The 19354-nt window shown below is 73.0% G+C and carries 18 protein-coding genes and 1 tRNA gene; 14 read left to right on the top strand and 5 right to left on the bottom strand.

Annotation, left to right across the window (positions count from 1 at the left end; all coding sequences use genetic code 11):
* Nucleotides 1–21: 21 nt before the first annotated feature.
* The gene (locus KLP28_09795) at nucleotides 22–1287 is read right to left on the bottom strand and encodes a C39 family peptidase (protein ID QWC83924.1); all 1266 of its coding nucleotides are present in this window, start codon (nucleotides 1285–1287) and stop codon (nucleotides 22–24) included.
* 142 nt (nucleotides 1288–1429) lie between these two features.
* Between KLP28_09795 and KLP28_09800 the strand changes: the two genes are divergently transcribed.
* Nucleotides 1430–2263, top strand: coding sequence for a DUF1524 domain-containing protein (locus KLP28_09800; protein ID QWC83925.1), 834 nt, complete (start codon nucleotides 1430–1432; stop codon nucleotides 2261–2263).
* Nucleotides 2264–2291: 28 nt separating this feature from the next.
* On the opposite strand, the gene KLP28_09805 is transcribed toward KLP28_09800, so the two are convergent.
* On the bottom strand, nucleotides 2292–3812 hold the full coding sequence (locus tag KLP28_09805; GenBank protein ID QWC83926.1) for a fused MFS/spermidine synthase: 1521 nt from the start codon (nucleotides 3810–3812) through the stop codon (nucleotides 2292–2294).
* Nucleotides 3813–3883: 71 nt separating this feature from the next.
* Between KLP28_09805 and cysS the strand changes: the two genes are divergently transcribed.
* The 4 genes from cysS to KLP28_09825 all read left to right on the top strand — a co-directional run bounded on the left by cysS (nucleotide 3884) and on the right by KLP28_09825 (nucleotide 12166).
* The gene (gene cysS, locus KLP28_09810) at nucleotides 3884–5326 is read left to right on the top strand and encodes a cysteine--tRNA ligase (protein QWC83927.1); all 1443 of its coding nucleotides are present in this window, start codon (nucleotides 3884–3886) and stop codon (nucleotides 5324–5326) included.
* 37 nt (nucleotides 5327–5363) lie between these two features.
* Nucleotides 5364–6350 carry a 23S rRNA (guanosine(2251)-2'-O)-methyltransferase RlmB gene (rlmB, locus tag KLP28_09815; protein QWC83928.1) on the top strand — a complete coding sequence of 329 codons (987 nt, stop codon included), beginning with the start codon at nucleotides 5364–5366 and terminating at the stop codon, nucleotides 6348–6350.
* Between the two features lie 171 nt (nucleotides 6351–6521).
* A complete protein-coding gene (locus KLP28_09820) occupies nucleotides 6522–9851 on the top strand; it encodes a hypothetical protein (GenBank protein QWC83929.1) in 3330 nt (1109 codons plus the stop codon).
* Nucleotides 9852–10054: 203 nt separating this feature from the next.
* Nucleotides 10055–12166, top strand: coding sequence for a hypothetical protein (locus tag KLP28_09825; protein ID QWC83930.1), 2112 nt, complete (start codon nucleotides 10055–10057; stop codon nucleotides 12164–12166).
* 30 nt (nucleotides 12167–12196) lie between these two features.
* On the opposite strand, the gene KLP28_09830 is transcribed toward KLP28_09825, so the two are convergent.
* A complete protein-coding gene (locus KLP28_09830; protein ID QWC83931.1) occupies nucleotides 12197–13438 on the bottom strand; it encodes a DUF4032 domain-containing protein in 1242 nt (413 codons plus the stop codon).
* A 71-nt stretch (nucleotides 13439–13509) separates the two neighbouring features.
* Here KLP28_09830 and KLP28_09835 point away from each other — a divergent pair.
* Nucleotides 13510–13582: transfer RNA gene (locus tag KLP28_09835), tRNA-Thr, on the top strand.
* A gap of 104 nt (nucleotides 13583–13686) precedes the next feature.
* Here the strand turns inward: KLP28_09835 and KLP28_09840 are convergent.
* Nucleotides 13687–14010, bottom strand: coding sequence for a QacE family quaternary ammonium compound efflux SMR transporter (locus tag KLP28_09840; GenBank protein QWC83932.1), 324 nt, complete (start codon nucleotides 14008–14010; stop codon nucleotides 13687–13689).
* Nucleotides 14007–14381, bottom strand: a complete 375-nt coding sequence (locus KLP28_09845; GenBank protein ID QWC83933.1) for a QacE family quaternary ammonium compound efflux SMR transporter — start codon at nucleotides 14379–14381, stop codon at nucleotides 14007–14009. Before KLP28_09845 ends, KLP28_09840 begins: the two co-directional genes overlap by 4 nt.
* A gap of 99 nt (nucleotides 14382–14480) precedes the next feature.
* Between KLP28_09845 and KLP28_09850 the strand changes: the two genes are divergently transcribed.
* The 8 genes from KLP28_09850 to KLP28_09885 all read left to right on the top strand — a co-directional run bounded on the left by KLP28_09850 (nucleotide 14481) and on the right by KLP28_09885 (nucleotide 19342).
* Nucleotides 14481–14636 (top strand): hypothetical protein, encoded by a 156-nt coding sequence (locus tag KLP28_09850; protein ID QWC83934.1) that lies wholly within the window; start codon nucleotides 14481–14483, stop codon nucleotides 14634–14636.
* A gap of 267 nt (nucleotides 14637–14903) precedes the next feature.
* Nucleotides 14904–16046 (top strand): Flp pilus assembly complex ATPase component TadA, encoded by a 1143-nt coding sequence (gene tadA, locus KLP28_09855; protein ID QWC86910.1) that lies wholly within the window; start codon nucleotides 14904–14906, stop codon nucleotides 16044–16046.
* On the top strand, nucleotides 16046–16906 hold the full coding sequence (locus KLP28_09860) for a type II secretion system F family protein (GenBank protein ID QWC83935.1): 861 nt from the start codon (nucleotides 16046–16048) through the stop codon (nucleotides 16904–16906). Before tadA ends, KLP28_09860 begins: the two co-directional genes overlap by 1 nt.
* The gene (locus KLP28_09865) at nucleotides 16903–17808 is read left to right on the top strand and encodes a type II secretion system F family protein (GenBank protein ID QWC83936.1); all 906 of its coding nucleotides are present in this window, start codon (nucleotides 16903–16905) and stop codon (nucleotides 17806–17808) included. Before KLP28_09860 ends, KLP28_09865 begins: the two co-directional genes overlap by 4 nt.
* A gap of 45 nt (nucleotides 17809–17853) precedes the next feature.
* Nucleotides 17854–18078 (top strand): hypothetical protein, encoded by a 225-nt coding sequence (locus KLP28_09870; GenBank protein ID QWC87076.1) that lies wholly within the window; start codon nucleotides 17854–17856, stop codon nucleotides 18076–18078.
* A gap of 3 nt (nucleotides 18079–18081) precedes the next feature.
* Nucleotides 18082–18474 (top strand): pilus assembly protein, encoded by a 393-nt coding sequence (locus tag KLP28_09875; protein QWC83937.1) that lies wholly within the window; start codon nucleotides 18082–18084, stop codon nucleotides 18472–18474.
* On the top strand, nucleotides 18471–18899 hold the full coding sequence (locus KLP28_09880; protein ID QWC83938.1) for a hypothetical protein: 429 nt from the start codon (nucleotides 18471–18473) through the stop codon (nucleotides 18897–18899). Before KLP28_09875 ends, KLP28_09880 begins: the two co-directional genes overlap by 4 nt.
* Nucleotides 18896–19342 carry a hypothetical protein gene (locus tag KLP28_09885; protein ID QWC83939.1) on the top strand — a complete coding sequence of 149 codons (447 nt, stop codon included), beginning with the start codon at nucleotides 18896–18898 and terminating at the stop codon, nucleotides 19340–19342. Before KLP28_09880 ends, KLP28_09885 begins: the two co-directional genes overlap by 4 nt.
* Nucleotides 19343–19354 lie beyond the last annotated feature (12 nt).

Raw genomic sequence — 19354 nt, forward strand, 5'->3', positions numbered from 1 at the left:
GATTCTCTGCCCCCTCGGCGGTCAGGGGAGGGTGACGCTCTTCGGCGCGACGACGTACGTCAGGCCGCCGGAGCGTCGCTGCCACGCCGCCTCGAGCTGGGCGCGGTCGTAGACGCGGCGTACGCCGGCGTTCGACTCGGCCGCCGGGTCGTTGACGATCACGTCGCCGGACTCGGTGAACCCACGGATGACCAGCAGGTGGCCGCCGGTGCTGGTCAACGGCGATCCGTCGAGCTGGCCGCGGTCGAAGGCGATGGAGATGCCCAGCGGCACGCCGGCCGCGACGTACTGCTGCGCCGCCCGCAGGTTGCGCAGCCTCGTCACGCGTGCCACCGGCAGCCGTGATCCGGCGTACGCGGTCGTGAAGGCCCAGTTGCCGGCACCGCGGTAGGTGTAGTCGTAGGTGGAGCGGGCGCCGTGGTCGACCCACGGGTCCGCGTACGCGTCGTCGACCCAGCGCCACCGCTTGGCTGCGGGCAGCCGGTCCCAGAACGCCATCAGCATCGACATGGTGGTGGGGGAGCACCAGACCTCGCCGCCGCCGCCCCACTGCGGGTACTCACCGCGGTGGATCATCTGCGAGTACGCCGGTACGTCCAGGTCGACGCCGAGACCGCGGGCCGCGGGTCGCGAGGCGCGCGCGTTCGGACCGCTCGGCACGCGTGTCGCGACCAACGAGGCGGCCTGCAGCACGGGCCCGCGCCGGGCGTCGTCGGCCTTGACCAGCGAGATCCTCACCTGCCACCCGGCGATGCGGCCGTCCGCAGCCGACGTGGCGCGCAGGGTGTCGGTCGCCAGCGAGGTCAGGTCGTCGACCTGGGACCCGCCGGAACGGCGCAGCACGGTGTGGTCGCCCGCGGCCCAGCGCGCCACGGTGTCCCAGCTGCCCTGGCTGCCCGTGGCGTCCCGACCCCGTGCCTGCACCACGACCAGGGTGCCGCGCGGGGTCCGGGCCCGCCACGACGGGATCATCTCCGTGGCGCCGAATTCCGTCGCGACCCACGGTGAGGTCCAGCGGGCCACGGACGCCTGGCGCCGCACGCCGTCGACGTCGGTGAAGCGCGTACGGCGCGCGCCCTGCCCGACCCGCACGGTGTCGCCGCGCGCCTCGATGCCTTGTCCGGTGCCGCGGGCGAAGTCGGCGGCGGTGTCCCACGAGGTGTCCAGGATGCGCCGTCCCGCGGCCTCGGCGGGTGCCGCGTTGGCCGTGGAGATCACTGCGGTCGCGGCGAGAGCGGCGACCATGGTCGCGACGGTCAGGGTGCTGCCGGCGGGGTGTCGGTTCACGGCGTCACGGTAGACAACATCCGTCACACGCGTCCCAGGAGTCGGGGACTCGACGGAATCGACTCGCTACGACGTGATCAGCACGAGCTCTCGAGCCTTCGCGAGCCCCGCTCGTGTCGGTGTGGCGTGTGAGGGTGCAGCCATGACGCGGCGTACGACCCCCGGCCTCCTCGCCGCCACGGTCGTCCTGGCGCTCAGCGGCTGCGTCCCCCCGACGGGCCCGGCCGAGGCGCCGAGCCGCACCGACGGCGCGGCGGCCGCGGCGCTGGGCGACCTGCCGGTGCAGCGTCACGCGTCCCCGACCGACTACGACCGTGACGCCTTCGGCCAGCCGTGGCTCGACGCCGACCGCAACGGCTGCGACACCCGCAACGACATCCTCGGCGAGCAGCTGGACGACCCGACCTTCAAGCCCGGCACCCGCGACTGCAAGGTGCTCACCGGTCTGCTCGAGGACCCCTACACCGGCGCGCCGATCGCCTTCGACGACGCCGACGGCGACGGGTCCGGCATCGACGTCGACCACGTGGTCGCGCTGGGCAACGCGTGGGTCACCGGCGCCGCGGGACGGGACGCGTCCGAGCTCGCCGCCCTGGCCAACGACCCGCTCAACCTGCTCGCGGTCGACGCGGGCGCCAACCGTTCCAAGGGGGACGGGGACGCGGCCACGTGGCTGCCGCCGCGACGGTCGGTCCGGTGCGCGTACGTCGCGCGTCAGGTGGCGGTCAAGACGAAGTACGCGCTGTGGGTCACCGCTGCGGAGCGGATGGCCATCGCACGGGTCCTCGACGGTTGCCCCGGCCGGGCCTTGCCCGTCGACTCAGGCGCCCCCACGAGCGTCCCCTTCCTCGCCGGCGACGCCGACGACTCCAGCTGCGCCGACCTCGCCGCCCGCGGACTCACCCCGGTCCAGCGCGGCGAGGACGCGTACGCCCCGGCACTGGACGGCGATGGCGACGGCATCGCCTGCGAGTGAGCCGAGGGAACGACAGGCGGGGCCGCCCTCAGCGGCCGTACGGCGTCAGCAGCTGGTCCACCGGCGCGTAGTCGTCGGTGAGCACCGGGGAGTCCCCGATGAAGGACTCCAGCTCGGTGCCGCCCACGGCGGTCCACCCGACCTCACGCTCGTCCAGGGAGGCCTGCAGCGCCGGGATGTCGAGCGGGCCGTCGGCCGAGGCCACGGCCACGACGTTGCCGCCGTCGAGGAGGCTCAACGTCGCCGGCGGCGCCAGTAGCGCGACGTCGGCGAAGACCCGCTGCATCGTGGCGAGCTCGGCCCGGGCGAAGGCCATCGGCGGGTTGTCGATGATGTTGACGACGTACGTGCCGTCCCCCGCGAGCACCCGCTCGATCTGCGCCAGCGCCTCGACCGTCGTCAGGTGCCAGGGCACGGACACACCCCCGAAGGCGTCCCCGACCACGAGGTCCTGGCTGTCGTCAGCGAGCTCGCGGAGCCCGAGCCGGCCGTCCTCCACCCGCACCTCGATGCCGGTGTCGCCGCCGGTCTCGAGCCCGAGCGCGCGGCGGTCGAGGTCGACGACGCCCTGGTCGATCTCCGAGACGGTCGAGCTGGTGCCCGGCCGGGTCTGCGCCAGCCAGCGGGGGATCGTGACCCCTCCGGCGCCGAGGTGGTGCGTCGTGCGCGGGTCGGCGCCGGGCAGCCGTGCGTCGATCGCCGAGGCGACCGCCTTGACGTAGGAGAACTCCAGGTGGGTGGGGTCGGCGAGGTCGACGTAGGAGTGCCGCAGCCCGTCGAGCACCAGCGTGCGGCCCGACGCGAGGTCGGGGTCCTCGACCACGATCGCGCAGTGGTAGGTCGTCTCCACGTCGCAGCCCGACCCGACCGCGAGCGAGCCGAGTCCACCGATGACCACGGCCCCCGCGGCCAGGGCCTGGCCGCCACGGGCCCAGCCGCCGAGCCATCCGGCCAGCACGACGGCCGTCGCGAGCAGCACCACGCCGAGCCCGACCAGGATGACGCTGACCGGCACCGCGGAGATGAGCACGAAGCCCGTCACCACCGTGCCGACGATCGCCCCGGCGGTGGAGATGCCGGAGAGCCTCCCGACGACCGTGCCGGTCTCCTCCAACGTGGTCAGGCGCAGCTTGGTGACGATCGGCGTCACCGCCGCCAGCAGCGCGCCGGGCACCAGGATCGACAGCGCCGAGACCAGCACCAGCAGTCCAGGGGCAGCGACCCCCACGAGGCGTACGACGAACGGTGTCAGGGCGACCGCGGCCCCGGAGACGCCGATGGCCGGGGCCAGCAGCAGCCGCGGGGCGAACCGGTCCGCAGCCCGCCCGCCGAGCCACGACCCGGCCGCGATCGCGGCGAGCGCGATGCCGATGACCAGCGTCGAGGTCTCCAGGGTGAGCCCGAGGTACGGAGCGAGCAGCCGCAGCGCCACGAGCTCGACGACGAGCACCGCGGCGGAGGTGCCGAACACGAGCGCGATGGCGGCGCGCTCGCCCAGCGTCGCGCCGGAGCGCCCGGTCGGGGGAGTGCCTGTCACGTCGCCAAGCATGCAGGTCGCCCCCGACGGTCCCGCCCCCGGCGGCCGGTCCGTCCACAGCCCGGCCTCGTTAGGCTTGGCCGGTGACCCTCCGGCTCCACGACTCCGCCTCCCGCCAGGTGCGTGACTTCACGCCCCTGCGTCCCGGCCATGTCGGGGTGTACGTGTGCGGTCTGACGGTGCAGTCCGAGCCGCACGTCGGGCACGTGCGGTCGGCGGTGAACTTCGACGTGCTGCGCCGCTGGCTGCTCGCCCGCGGGGACGAGGTCACCTTCGTCCGCAACGTCACCGACATCGACGACAAGATCATCGCCAAGGCCGAGGCGGCCGGGGTGCCGTGGTGGGCCCACGCGTACGCGGTGCGGCGGCAGCTCGACGCGGCGTACGCCTCGCTCAACGTCCTGCCTCCCACCTACGAGCCGCTGGCCACCGGCCACATCACCGAGATGACCGACCTCATCGCCGAGCTGGTCGAGCGCGGCCACGCGTACGCCGCCGCGGACGGCTCCGGCGACGTCTGGTTCGACGTGGCCGGCTTCGAGGCGTACGGCGCCCTCACCGCCCAGGGCGGCGGCCGCGCCGCCGAGACGCCCGTGGAGTCCACCGAGTCGCCCACCGAGTCGCCCGACAGCGGCAGCAAGCGCGACCCCCGCGACTTCGCGCTGTGGAAGGGCGCCAAGCCTGGCGAGCCGGAGACCGCGTCCTGGTCCTCCCCATGGGGTCGCGGCCGCCCGGGGTGGCACATCGAGTGCTCGGCCATGGCAGGCAAGTACCTCGGCGACGCCTTCGACATCCACGGCGGCGGTCTCGACCTGCGGTTCCCGCACCACGAGAACGAGCTCGCCCAGTCCCGGGCCGCGGGCCGCGACTTCGCGTCGTACTGGCTGCACAACGCCTGGATCACCACCGCCGGCGAGAAGATGAGCAAGTCGCTCGGCAACTCCCTGACGGTGCCGGCGGTGCTGCAGCGCGTCCGCGGTGTGGAGCTGCGCTTCTACGTGGTCGCCGCGCACTACCGCTCCCACGTGGAGTTCTCCTTCGAGGCGCTCGAGGAGTCCGCGGCCGGCTTCCGACGCGTCGAGGGCTTCCTCGAGCGCGCTGCGGCCGCCGGTCACCGGGCCGACGTCGGGGTGGCGTACGACGCCCTGCCGGCCGCGTTCGTCGACGCGATGGACGACGACCTCGGCACGTCGGCGGCCGTCGCTGCGCTGCAGGCGGCGGTGCGCGAGGGCAACCGGCAGCTCACCGAGGACCCGGCCGCTGTCGCCGACACCGTCGCGGCCGTACGCTCGATGCTGGGCGTGCTCGGGTGCGACCCGCACGACGCAGCGTGGGGCGGGAGCGCCGACGACGCGCGGCTCACCGTGGCGCTGGACTCCCTGGTCGGCTCCCTGCTCACCCAGCGCGCCGAGGCCCGGGCCGCCAAGGACTTCGCGGCGGCCGACGCCGTCCGTGACAGCCTGAAGGCAGCGGGCATCGAGGTCGCCGACGGCCGCGACGGGGCGACCTGGTCGCTGGGCGACTGACTTTCCTGCACGATCCAGACTCGAGACGGGACACCTCATGGCCGGCAACTCCGCACGACGCGGCGCGGTGAAGAAGAGCGGCAAGGGCAACCCCACCGCCGGCTCCGGCGGCCGCCGTCGTCGCGGGCTCGAGGGCAAGGGTCCGACGCCGAAGGCGAAGGACCGTCCCGCTCACAAGAACTTCCAGGGCGACCGCTTCGAGGGCGGCTCGGGCGCATCCGGCAGCTCCGGTGGCTCGGGCGGCTCCGGCCGTGGTCGACCGCAGCCCAAGCGACGCTCGGGCTCCGACGCCGAGTGGATCGCCGGTCGCAACTCCGTGGTCGAGGCGCTGCGTGAGGGTGTGCCGGTGCAGACCCTGTACGTCGCCGAGGGCGCCGAGCGCGACGGTCGACTGCGCGAGGCGTTCGGCCAGGCCGCCGACCGCGGCATCGCCCTGATGGAGGTCACCCGCAACGAGCTCGACCGGCTCACCCGCGGTGCGGTGCACCAGGGGCTGGCGGCGAAGGTGCCGGCGTACGAGTACGCCCACCCCCGCGACCTCGTTGCCGCCGCGAAGGCGGCGGGCGAGCCGCCGCTGATCGTGGCCCTGGACTCGGTCACCGACCCGCGCAACCTCGGTGCGATCGTCCGCTCGGCGGCCGGGTTCGGCGCCCACGGCGTACTCATCCCCGAGCGGCGGGCAGCGGGCATGACGGCCTCGGCGTGGAAGACCTCCGCGGGTGCCGCGGCGCGCATCCCCGTCGCGCAGGCGACGAACCTCGTCCGTGCCCTGGGCGATCTGAAGGACGAGGGCTGCATGGTGGTGGGCCTCGACGCGGAGGGCGAGATCTCCCTGCCCGACCTCGACCTGGCCGACGGTCCGCTCGTCGTCGTCGTCGGCAGCGAGGGCAAGGGCCTCGGCCGGCTGGTGGGAGAGACCTGCGACGCGCTGGTGTCGATCCCGATGACCAGCGGCCTGGAGTCGCTGAACGCGGGCGTCGCGGCGTCGGTCGCGCTGTACGCGGTCTCGCAGCGCCGCGCCTGACCGCCGCCCTGACCGCCGCCCTGACCGCCGTGAGAGCCCGGTGGGTGGCGTAGTCCGTCCGGGGGATATCGAGCGTGCGAACGGGTGACTCGCAGCTCAAACCCCTCCGCGAACGCGGATGGAATCCTTTACTCGTGGCGACCTGAGTCGTCTGCCACAGGAGTTCCTCCGATGTCCCGTCCACTCTCCCGCAAGCGCGGACTCGCCGCGTCCGCGGTGCTCGCCCTGGCTGCGTCCGGCCTGGTCCACTCGGTCGGCGCGCCCGCGTCCGCCGCGGTCGGCGACACCGGGCTCGGCACCCCGGCGGCCGAGGCGTCCGCCCAGCTGCTGCGCGTCACCGCGCTCGCGGACCAGGCCGGCATCCTGCCGCTGCCCGACGGCCTCCCGACCGGTGTCGCGGACATCGCGATCGGCGACGTCGACGGCGAGTTCGGTGTCGAGCGCGACCCCGGGTCGTACGCCACGGCGAGGAACCTGGGCGGCGAGGGCCTCCTCGGTCAGGACCTCAGCGGACTGCTGACGACCTCGACCGCGACGAGCGACGGTCCGCTCGAGCAGCAGAGCAGTCGTCTCGAGCTGCCCGCGGAGCTGCGGCCACTGCTGTCGTTGCGAGGCGGCTCGACCCGGGCGAGCGCTCGGTTCCCGGGCGATTCGGCGCTGGGTGACAGCCAGACGGCGCTGTCCTCGAGCACGGCCTCCTCCATCGACGCAGCGCTGCTGACCATCGACACGAACCCGCTGCTGCCGGGGCCCACGGACTCGCTCGTGGCCCTGCCCGGCACGGCGAGCGTCACCCAGACCACGCGCGTCGTCCCGCGGGCGGGAAAGACCTCCCAGGTCGTGGCGCAGACCCTCGCGCAGGTCGCTGACCTGCAGCTGTTCGGCGACTTCGTCGGCGTCGAGGTCGTCTCCCAGCCCGAGCTGCTCGTCGCCACCGATGGCACCCAGGCGGGCTCGACGGTCTCCTACACCCCGGCGGTGCTGGCCGTCACCGGCCCCCAGGGCGGCGCGGTGCCGCTGCCGGCGGGTGGCTCGATGAGCTTCGGGATCCCCGACAACCCGCTGCTGACGCTGCGGATCAGCTCTCCGGGCACGACCGAGGTGGACACACAGGTCGCCGAGGACGGCACCGTCAGCGCCACCGCGGTCATGCTGCGGGTCGAGCTCCGCCTGGGTGGCATCACGATCGCCGACGTGCAGGCCGTGCCGATGGCCGCCTCGGCCTCCGCACCGGCAGCCGGCGTCGCGCCGGTCGACACCGACGGTGACGGCCTCGACGACGCGACCGAGCGTGACCTCGGGACCGACCCGGCGAAGGCCGACACCGACGACGACGGCGTACGCGACGGTGTCGAGGTCACCGACGGCACCGACCCGCTGGACCCCGACACCGACGACGACGGGCTCACCGACGGCGAGGAGAAGGACGCAGGCACCGACCCGCTCAAGACCGACACCGACGGGGACGGCCTCTCCGACGGCCGCGAGGTCGACGAGACCGGCACCGACCCGCTGAAGCCGGACACGGACGGTGACGGCCTCTCCGACGGAGACGAGGTCGCTCGCGGTACCGACCCGCTGAAGGCAGACACCGACGAGGACGGCATCTCCGACGGCGACGAGGTCACCGACGGCACCGACCCGTTGACGGCGGACACCGATGGTGACGGCGTACGCGACGGTCAGGAGAAGACCGACGGCACCGACCCGTTGAAGGCCGACACCGATGGTGACGGCGTACGCGACGGTCAGGAGAAGACCGACGGCACCGACCCGCTGAAGGCCGACACCGACGGCGACGGCTTCAGCGACGGCGAGGAGAAGACCAACGGCACCGACCCGCTCGACCCCGACGACCCGGCCGCACCCGCGGTGGACACCGACGGCGACGGCGTCGACGACGCCACCGAGGTCCTGGACGGCACCGACCCGACCAAGGCGGACACCGACGGTGACGGCGTGCGCGACGGCCAGGAGAAGGCTGACGGCACCGACCCGCTGAAGGCCGACACCGACGGTGACGGGCGTACGGACGGGCAGGAGAAGGCCGACGGCACCGACCCGCTGGAGGCCGATACCGACGGCGACGGGCGTACGGACGGCCAGGAGGCGACCGACGGCACCGACCCGCTGAGGGCCGACACCGACGGTGACGGTCTCTCGGATGGCGCCGAGGCGACGGCGGGCACGGACCCGTTGAAGGCCGACACCGACGGTGACGGTCTCTCCGACGCCGCGGAGCTGGCCGACGGCACCGACCCGCTGAAGGCCGACACGGACGGTGACGGCGTCGACGACCAGCGGGAGGGCTTCGACGGCACCGACCCGACGAAGGCCGACACCGACGGCGACGGTCTCTCCGACGGCGCCGAGAAGGCCGCCGGCACCAACCCCCGCAAGACCGACACCGACGGTGACGGTCTCTCGGACGGCACCGAGCTGGCCAACGGCAGCGACCCGCTCGACCCGAATGACCCCGACAACGGCAACAACAACGGGGGCGGCAACAACGGGGGCGGCGACAACAACGGGGGCGGCGACAACGGGGGCGGCAACACCGACGCCGATGGCGACGGCGTCACCGACGAGCAGGAGGCCACCGACGGCACCGACCCGGACGACGTCGACACCGACGACGACGGCCTCACCGACGGCGAGGAGAAGCTGGCCGGAACCGACCCGCTCGACCCCGACTCCGACGGCGACGGCTTCACCGACGGTGCCGAGGTCACCAACGGCACCGACCCGATGAGCGCCGAGAGCCAGCCGAACCCCGACTCCGACGGTGACGGCCTCACCGACGGCAACGAGGACCGCCTGGGCACCGACCCGAACAACCCCGACACCGACGGCGACGGCATCTCCGACGGCGAGGAGGTCCTCGGCGCGGGCACCGACCCGTCCAAGGCAGACACCGACGACGACGGTCTCGACGACAAGCAGGAGGCCGAGCTCGGCACCAACCCGCTCAGCGACGACACCGACAACGACGCCCTCACCGACGGCCAGGAGGTGCAGATCACCCGCACCGACCCGCTCGACCCGGACAGCGACGACGACCGGCTCCAGGACGGCACCGAGGTCATCGAGATCGGCACGAACCCTCTCGACGTCGACACCGACGACGACCGGATCTCCGACTTCCGCGAGGTGAAGGGGTTCCGGGTCAAGAACCGCCGGGGCGTACGCACGAACCCGTTGCGCGCCGACACCGACCGTGACGGTCTGAAGGACGGGCGGGAGTGGCGCGGCACCCGCAACAAGCGCTACAAGGTCACGTTCGTCTCCGACCCGCGCCGCAAGGACTCCGACGGCGACGGGCTCCGCGACATCGTGGAGATCTTCGGCAAGCGCAACAAGGCGTACGGCCGGCAGCCCACGGACCCGATGCGTCGGGACACCGACAAGTCGGCCGGCAACGACAAGCGCGAGATCCGGCTGGGTTCGAACCCGGCGGACCCGCGGTCCACGCCGCGCAACCCCGACGGTCGTCGCCGCTGAGGCAACGCCGCTGGTCAGGCCCGGCTCTCTCCCGAGAACCGGGCCTGACCAGTTCCTGCGTACGGACGGGCCGGCTCGGGCGTAGTCCGCCCCCACCATGCGGGCCTGGTTATCTAGCCGGCTCGGGTCATCTTGGACCGCCTTCCCGTACCGAACATCCCCCGCTTGCGTTGTGTCAGCAAGTGCCTACTGGGGGAGAAGACATGATTCGAACGAAGACCGGCCACGGCCGTCGTGGTCTGGCGGCCATCGCCGTGACGGGGCTCATCGCGGGCCCGCTGGGAGCTGCGAACGCGTACGCCGACGGCGCGCCCGTCGCCGCTGCTCAGCCGGGAGTGGCGAGTGCCGCCACGACCCTGCTGCCGGCATCTGCCAGCTCCACCTCGCAGCTGCTGCGGGTCTCGGCACTCCGCAACAACGGCGTGCTCCCGCTGCCCGGGGGTCTGCCGACGTCGGTCGCCGACATCGTCGTCGGCGACGCGCGCGGCGGGTTCAGCACCGTCGGGGCGCCGCGGGCGGAGTCCTCGGCCCGCAACCTCGCCGGCGAGGGCCTGCTGGGGCAGAGCCTGACCGACATCCTGTCCGCCTCCTCGAGCCAGGCCGACGAGCGGGCCGACGGCGAGGTGGTCGACCGCGACGGCGACCAGGGCGTCCCGGGCGAGGCGGCCCCGCTGCTCACGCTCGACGTCTCCCGCACGATGAGCTCGGCCCGCTGGCCGGGCGACGAGGACTTCGCCGACGCGCCCCGTCTGCTCACCGGCGCCAGCGTCCGCACGGCCGACGCCGGCGTGCTGAACGTGCTCGACATGATCCCCGGCGCAGGCGGTGACGACGGTGACGGCAGTGACGCCGGCGGTCCTGAGATCTCGCTCGTCGGGCTCCCGGGCACGGCGTCGGCGGCGCACCGTACGCGGGCCCTCGAGATCGGCGACCTGCTCAACACCGTCGACGAGACCGTCGTGGTCGAGGCGACCTCGACCGTCGGCCTCGCCGACCTGTCGCTCTTCGCCGACATGGTCTCCGTCGAGGTGCTCGAGGAGCCCTCGCTCACCACCTACGCCTCGGGGCTCCCCGGTGGCGCCGCTGTGGTGTACGAGCCCGCGGTGCTCGAGATCGTCGGACCCGACGGTGAGCCGACCGGTCTGCCGACCGGGGAGTCCATGACCTTCACCGCCCCCGACAACCCGCTGCTCGGCCTGACGCTGCGAGCCCCCGGCGTGTTCGAGCAGGACGTCGCCGCCGACGGCACCTCGGCCGAGGCCGACGCGACCATGCTGACGGTCGACCTGACCCTCGGCGGGGTCACCGTGGCCGCCGTCGACGTCGCGCCGATGACCGCTGCGGTCACCGCCCCGGCGGGTGGCTTCGACCCGGGCCCGACACCGGACCCGGACCCGACGCCGGACCCCGACCCGAACCCGCCGACAGACCCCGACGTCGACGACGACCGCGACGGCCTGGACCTCGACGAGGAGGAGCAGAACGACACCGACCCGACCAACCCCGACACCGACGGTGACGGTGAGCTGGACGGCTATGAGGTCGCCTGCGGCTCGGACCCCCTCGACGACGCCAGCATGTGCACCAGGGACAGCGACGGTGACGGCCTGCCCGACACCACCGAGAGGGTCATCGGCACCGACCCGTTTGACAAGGACACCGACGACGACGGGATCGAGGACGGTCAGGAGGTCGTCGTCGACGACACCAACCCCAAGAACCCCGACACCGACGGCGACGGTCTGACCGACGGCGACGAGCAGGAGCGGCGTACGGACCCGCTCGACGCCGACACCGACGACGACGGGCTCTTCGACGGCCGCGAGGTGCGCGTGGGCAGCGACCCGCTGAACCCGGACACCGACGGCGACCGACTGCTCGACGGCACCGAGGTGCTCGACTTCCGCACCGACCCGTTGCGGGTCGACACCGACCGCGACGGCATCCGCGACAACGTCGAGCTGCGGGGCTACCGGGTCAAGGACCGGCGCGGCGTACGCACGAACCCGTTGCGCGCCGACACCGACCGTGACGGTCTGAAGGACGGGCGGGAGTGGCGGGGCACCCGCAACAAGCGCTACAAGGTCACGTTCGTCTCCGACCCGCGCCGCAAGGACTCCGACGGCGACGGCATCCGCGACGCCGCCGAGATCTTCGGCAAGCGCAACACCGCGTACAAGCGGATGCCGACCGACCCGATGGACCGTGACACCGACGGCACCGCGGGCAACGACCGCCGTGAGATCCGGCTGGGCGCGAACCCGGCCGATCCGCGCTCGACACCGTTCGACCCGGGTGGTCGCTCGGCCCGGTGACGTCACGCGGGCTGCTCTTCGGGTCGGACCTCAGACGCCGAAGAGCAGCTCGCGGACGACGCCGTCGTCGATCTCGTCGGACTCCGGCGCCATCGTGCTGCGGTAGGGGAGCACGGTGCGTACGTAGTCCGCAGCGGTGTCGAAGATGTCGATCTGGCGGCCGTGGCGCTCCGAGAGGTACCAGCGGTGCTCGAGGATCTCGTGGAAGACCTCGGCCGGCTCGAGGCGTCCGCGGAGCTCGCGCGGCACCATGCCGACCACAGGCTCGTAGACCTCGCTGAGCCAGACCGAGGCCACCACGTGGCGGTCCTCGTCGTTGCTGCCGGTGGCGGCGGTGAACGAGGCGAGGTCGTTGAGCAAACGCCGGGCCTGGGCCTCCTCGACGTCCAGGCCGGTCAGTCCCCGCAATTCATGGCGGTGGTGGCCGGCCTCGACGACCCGGGGGCGTACGCGCACCGTCGAACCGGCGTCGGCGGTGGTGATGTCGAGCTCCTCGATGTCGAAGCCGAGCTCGTTGAGGCGGGCTGCGCGCCGCTCGATGCGCCACATCTCGGCCGTGGAGAACTCCTCGGTGGCGGTCAGCTCGCCCCACAGGGCGTCGTACTGCTCGCGCAGCCTCTCGACCACCGGCAGCAGGTCGAGGTCGGCGTCGATCAGGCCGGCGCCTTGCAGGTCCAGCATCTCGCCGAAGACGTTCTCGCTCGCCACGACCAGGTCGTGCTCGCGCTGCCCGGTGGAGAGCGTCGGCTGCAGGTCGCCGGTCTCGGCGTCGACGAGATAGGCGGCGAACTCGCCGGCGCTGCGACGGAACAGCACGTTCGACAGCGACACGTCGCCCCAGAAGAACCCGTCGAGGTGCAGGCGCACGAGGAGCACCACCATGGCGTCGACCAGCGCCGGCATGCTCTCGCTGCGCAGCCCGCGGCTGAACATCACGCGGTAGGGCAGCGAGTGCGGCAGGAACTGGGTGACGAGGCAGGCACCGAGGTCCTCCCCGTCGGCGCTCGTGCGGTCGGTGACGACCGCGAGCGGGACGACGGTCGGCAGGTCGAGGCGCCCGAGACGACCGAGCAGGTCGTACTCGCGCCAGGCCGGCCGCTCCTGGGTCTCCTTCACCGCGCACACGACCCCGCCGACGCGGACGATGCGGACGACGTGGCGGCTCAGGCCCCGGGCGACGGGCACGACGTACGGGTCGCCCCACTCCTCCAGCGGCAGGTGCCACGGCAGCGCGACGAGCCCCGGGTCGGAGCCGCGGGCCACGATGCGCACGACACCGAGCGTAGTGCGCCTCGTACGATGTGGCCTCCCGGTCGGGGCCCGTGCGGCTGCGAGACGGGTGTGCCGGTGTAGCTCAGTTGGTAGAGCGCCTCACTTGTAATGAGGATGTCGCGGGTTCGACTCCTGTCACCGGCTCCGAGGCAGACGGCGCGACACCCCGCCATCTCGACAGGCGCTTCGCGGATCTGAACGTTCCAAGTGCTGCCCGACCGGGATCCGGCCTGTCGTTGTGGCGGCCCTCAGAGGCTGGCGCCGAGCTCGACGAGCAGCACGCCGGTCACGATGAGCCCGATCCCGCCGACCATGAGCGGGGTCAGCGGCTCATCGAACAGCAGTCGTGACGCCGTCGCGGTGAGCGCGACCCCGGTGGCCGCCCAGATGCCGTACGCGACCCCCAGCGGCATGCCCGCGTCGAGGGTCAGGGCGAGCAACGTGAAGGCTGCGAGGTAGCCGAGGACCACAGGCGCGTACCAGCGGGCCCGACCCATCGCGGCGACCCGGAGCGAGAGCGTGCCGGCGACCTCGCAGAAAATGGCACCGCCCAGCAGCAGCCACACGGTCATCCTGGCTCTCCCCAGGTGTCGGCGGCGACGGCGGCGGCCGTACGCGTGTGTGCCTGCTGGGAGCCGATCTCGACGGCGAGCACCCCGACGATGATCACGGCGATCCCGGCGCCGGTGAGGGCGCTGAGGCGTTCGTCGAGGAGCACGGCGGAGAGGACGGCCGTGAGGGCGACGCCGCTGGCGGCCCAGACCCCGTACGCGACGCCGAGACCCGTGCCGCGCCGCAGCACGAGGGTGAGGAAGGCGAAGGCGGAGGTGAAGCCGAGCGCTGAGAGCGCGTACAACGCGGGTCGGTCGACGGCGGCCTTCAACGACAGGGTGGCGGTCACCTCGCTGAGGATCGCGCCGACCAGCAGCAGCCAGGTGCGCATGGAGGGTCTCCGATGGGGCGAGAGGTGGAACCGGGTGATCGTGTCAGGTCAGCTGCTCGGTCCTTGCAGTGGTGCGAGAGCCCTTCGTACGGTGACCACATGGGACCCGACAGCCGAGACCGCACCGGGATCGCCTTCACGATCATCGGCGTCGTCTTCCTGGTCCTCGGGGTCGCGGGCGAGACCACGTACGTGGCACTCGGCGTGGTGTTCCTCGCGCTCGGCGCCAGCGGGGCCCTGCGGCGGCGCAGCTGAGTCGCGCCGTCGCGCGGAGCCTGTGGATGAGGCGTCTGAGACTCGTGTGACGCGGTGATACTGGTGCGACGTCGTTGTCCACAGACGCGTCACACCGACTTTGCAAATCGGTCTAAACCGGGCAAAGTGCTGCCCCGTCAGAGAGACGGGGGAGCAACAGTGACGACCAGCGCAGGCCTCGACACCGGTGTCGTGGAGCAGCTCGACGAGCAGCTCCGGCACGCCGTACGCCGCGACGGGGTCGACCCGCTCCGCGACGCCGCCGGCATGCGACGGCTTGCCGAGTCGGTCGTCGCGGCGCACGACGAGCGCGCGGTCACCGGTGCGGCCAGGCCGTTGGCGGACCCGGCGGGCACCGTCTCCGAGCTCATCGACCGCGTGGCCGGGCTCGGGCCGCTGCAGCGGTTCCTCGAGGACCCCGAGGTCGAGGAGATCTGGATCAACGAACCGACGCGCGTGTTCATCGCGCGCCGTGGTCGCCACGAGCTGACCGACGTCGTGCTCGATCGCGAGCAGGTCCTCGAGCTGGTCGAGCGCATGCTGCTGACCAGCGGTCGTCGTCTCGACATCAGCCAGCCGTTCGTCGACGCCCTGCTTCCCGGGGGCCACCGGTTGCACGTCGTCCTGGAGGGCATCGCCCGCGGTTTCGTCGCGGTCAACATCCGCAAGTTCGTCGTACGCGCCTCCTCGCTGCGCGAGCTCGTGAGCATGGGCAGCCTCACCGAGCCGGCTGCTGCGTTCCTCGACGCGGCCGTGCTCGCCGGCCTCAACATCGTCGTCGCCGGGGCCACGCAGGCCGGCAAGACCACCTTCCTGAATTGCCTCGCGGGCGCCGTCCCGGGCGGTGACCGCGTCATCAGCGTGGAGGAGGTCTTCGAGCTCCGCTTCCGGCACAGCGACTGGGTCGCACTGCAGACACGGCAGGCCGGCCTCGAGGGCACCGGTGAGGTCACCCTGCGCGACCTCGTGCGCGAGACGTTGCGGATGAGGCCCAGCCGAGTCGTGGTCGGAGAGGTGCGCAGCGCCGAGTCACTCGACCTGCTCCTCGCGCTGAACTCCGGACTCCCCGGCATGGCGACGCTCCACGCCAACTCCGCGCGCGAAGCCCTGGTCAAGCTGTGCACGCTGCCGCTCCTGGCCGGTGAGAACATCTCGGCCGCCTTCGTCGTGCCCACCGTGGCCTCCTCCGTCGACGTGGTCGTGCACCTCGGCGTCGACGAGCAGGGCGTACGCCGCGTCAACGAGGTCGTCGCCGTCCCCGGCCGCGTGGAGGCGGGCACCATCGAGACCGAGACGCTCTTCCACCGCTCCGCGGACGGGTTGGTGCGCGGCCGCGGCACCGCCCCGCACCCCGAGCGGTTCGCGCGTCGCGGCATCGACGTCCAGGCGCTGCTGGGGGAGGGCGCCTGATGGGTGTGCTCGTCGGACTCATGCTCGGCACGGGACTCCTCGTGCTCTGGCACGCGTGGTCGAGCCCCGCCGCCGCTCGGGAGCACCCCGTGGCGGCGTCGCCCCGTCGCCTCGCCGCGCGTCTGGACCGCGCGGGTGTCACCTCGTTGGGTCCGGCGTCGTTCCGTGCCCTGACGGTCCTGCTCGTGACCGGCTCGTTCGTCGTCGTGCTGCTCGTCTCCCGCACCCTGCCCGTCGCCCTCGTCTTCGCGGCGGCTGCCGGCTACCTCCCGTACGCGTGGCTCGCCGGACGTGCGGCGAGCCGCACCCGGGAGCTCGCGGAGGTGTGGCCGGAGGCGGTCGACCACCTCGCCTCGGGGGTGCGCGCCGGCATGTCCTTGGCCGAGGCCGTCGCGAGCCTCGCGACGCGCGGCCCCGAGCCCCTGCGGCCCGCGTTCGCGGCCTTCGCCGCGGACCACCAGTCCAGCGGCCGGTTCCACGAGAGTCTCGAGCGGCTCAAGGACCGCCTGGCCGACCCGGTCGGCGACCGGGTGGTGGAGACGCTGCGCCTGGCCCGGGAGGTCGGCGGGGGCGACCTGGGCCGGCTCCTGCGCAACCTGTCCGCGTTCCTGCGCGAGGACGTGCGTACGCGCGCCGAGCTGCAGAGCCGCCAGGCCTGGACCGTGAACGGTGCCCGCCTGGCCGTCGCAGCCCCGTGGCTGGTCCTGCTGCTCCTGAGCGCGCAGCCCGACGTCATCGCCCGGTACGCCTCGCCGGGTGGTGTCGCGGTGCTGGCGTTCGGTGCCGCGCTGTGCGTCGCCGCGTACCGGCTGATGGTCCGCATCGGGCGGCTGCCCGTCGAGCGGAGGGTGCTGGCATGAGCCTCACTGGAGCCTTCCTCGGCCTCGTCGCCGGTGCCGGCATGCTGCTGGTCGCCGCCACCGTCCTGACCGCGCGTCGTCCCAGCCTGGCCGACCGGGTGCTGCCGTACGTGCGCGACGTCGTCCCCGACTACCGCCCGCCCTCGATCTCGTGGACCGCCCGGTGGCGCGCCGTCGTGCACCGTCTCGGCGTCCAGCTAGACCGCACCATGGGCGGCAGCCACTCCGTGCGGCGTCGGCTCGACCAGCTCGGTTCCGAGATGACCCTGCTCGACTTCCGGGTCTCCCAGGCCGTGTGGGGGCTGGTGGGACTCGCCGTCGCCGGCCAGGTCACTCTCCTGGTCGCCTTGCGTGCGCCGTCGCGTACGCCGTCCCTGCTGGTGCTCTGCGGCGTCGCCTTCGTGCTGGGGGTGCTGCTCCGGGAGAACGCCCTGTCCTCGCAGGTGAAGCGTCGCGAACGCGAGGTGCTGCTCGAGCTGCCGGTCCTCGCCGAGCTGATGGCTCTCGCCGTCGCCGCCGGGGAGGGGCCGGTCACGGCGCTCGCGCGGGTCGTCGAGCGCTCCGACGGCGCTTTCTCCGACGACCTCGGCTGGGTGCTCCGCGAGGTCCGCACGGGCACCCCCCTCGCGCTCGCTCTCGAGACGATGGCCGCACGCTCCGGCCTGCCGCCGGTCTCCCGCTTCGCACAGACCCTCGCCGTGTCCGTCGAGCGCGGCACCCCGCTGGCCGACGTGCTCCACTCCCAGGCCCACGACGTACGCGAGGCCGCTCGCCGACAGCTCATCGAGTCGGCCGCGCGCCGCGAGGTCCTGATGATGGTCCCCGTCGTGTTCCTCGTGCTGCCGGTGACCGTCGTCTTCGCCTTCTGGCCGGGCTTCATCGGCCTGGAGCTGACCCCCTGACCCCTCCCGGCGGCCGACGCCGCCACTGCAGAAAGGAGCACCTCGGTGCGCAACTCCTCCTTCACGACACTCGTGGTGACCGCGTACGCGCGTCTGGTCCTCGCCGCCACCCTCGGTGCCGCTGCCCGGCGGCGTGACGAGCGCGGTGACGTGCCCGGCTGGGTCCTCGTCACCGTGATGACCGCCGGTCTGGTGGCAGGTCTCACCGCCATCGCAGGTCCGCAGCTCAACGCGATGCTGCAGGCGGCGCTCTCCTCGGTCAACGGCTGACCGGTGCGCAGGACGCCCCGACGCGAGGAGAGCGGGGTCGCCGTCGTCGACTTCGTGCTCGTGGCGGCGGTGCTCGTCCCGCTCGTCCTCGGACTGATCCAGCTGGGCCTCGTGCTCCACGTACGCAACACCCTCACCTCGGCCGCCTCCGAAGGAGCCCGGGTGGCCGCCGCGTACGACCGGGGCCCCGTCGACGCCGAGGCCCGCGTACGCAGCCGCCTCTCCGGCGTCCTCGGCGGAGACCTCGGCACGAGCATCTCGGTGTCCCCGACCACGGTGGCCGGGGCACAGGCCTGGTCGGTCGAGGTCTCGGCCACGGTCCCGCCGCTGGGCATCGGCTCGGTCGGCATCCCGGTCTCGGGCAACGCCCGCGCGATCGAGGAGGTGCTGCCGTGACCCGGGCCGGTGACGAGCGGGGCTCGGGTCTGGTGGAGCTCACCTGGCTCGTGGTCCTGCTCCTGGTGCCCCTGCTGTACGTGGTGCTGACCGTCTTCGAGACCCAGCGCGCCGCGTACGCCGTCACCTCCGCCTCCCAGGCCGCCGGCCGTGCGTTCGCGCTCGCTCCCGACACCGCCACCGCGGACAGCCGGGCGCGGGCGACGGTCGAGCTGACCTTGGCCGATCAGGGGGTCGACTCCGATCGTGCTGCGGTGTCGACCTCCTGCAGTCCGTCGTGCCTGGTGCCCGGCTCGGTCGTCGAGGTCACGGTGACGACCGCGGTCCCGCTCCCGCTGCTGCCGGCGATGTTCGGTGAGCAGCCGAGCGTCTCGGTGAGCAGCACCCAGCTGACCCCGCTCGGCGACTTCCAGGAGAGCCGATGAGCGCCCCAGCGGCCGCCCGCGGTCGTGCCGCTGACGAGCGCGGCCAGGTCACGGTGCTGGTGGTGGGCTTCTTCCTCGTCGTCGCCACCCTGGTCGCCGTGGTCGTCGACGCCTCCGCGGCCTATCTGCAGCGCCAGCGACTCGCGAACCTCGCTGACGGCGCCGCGCTCGCCGCGGCCGACGCCGTCGACCTCGACACCCTGTACGCCCAGGGTGTGGGGGAGTCCCTGCCGCTCAGCGACGCCGCGGCGCAGCAGCAGGTCGGCGCCTACCTCGCCCGCGCCGCCACCGACGTCGAGGGGCTCGACTGGACCGTCTCCGCGACCGGTGACGAGGTGACCGTGCAGGTCAGCGGCATGCTCGACCTGCCGCTCGGGGTGCCGGGCGTGGCCGACTCCGTGCGCGTCACCGCGACCGGTGCGGCGCAGGCATCTCTCGGCTGAGCCCTCGGAGGC

This window comes from Nocardioidaceae bacterium (genome assembly GCA_018672315.1).
In the GTDB taxonomy this organism is placed as follows: Bacteria; Actinomycetota; Actinomycetes; order Propionibacteriales; family Nocardioidaceae; genus TYQ2.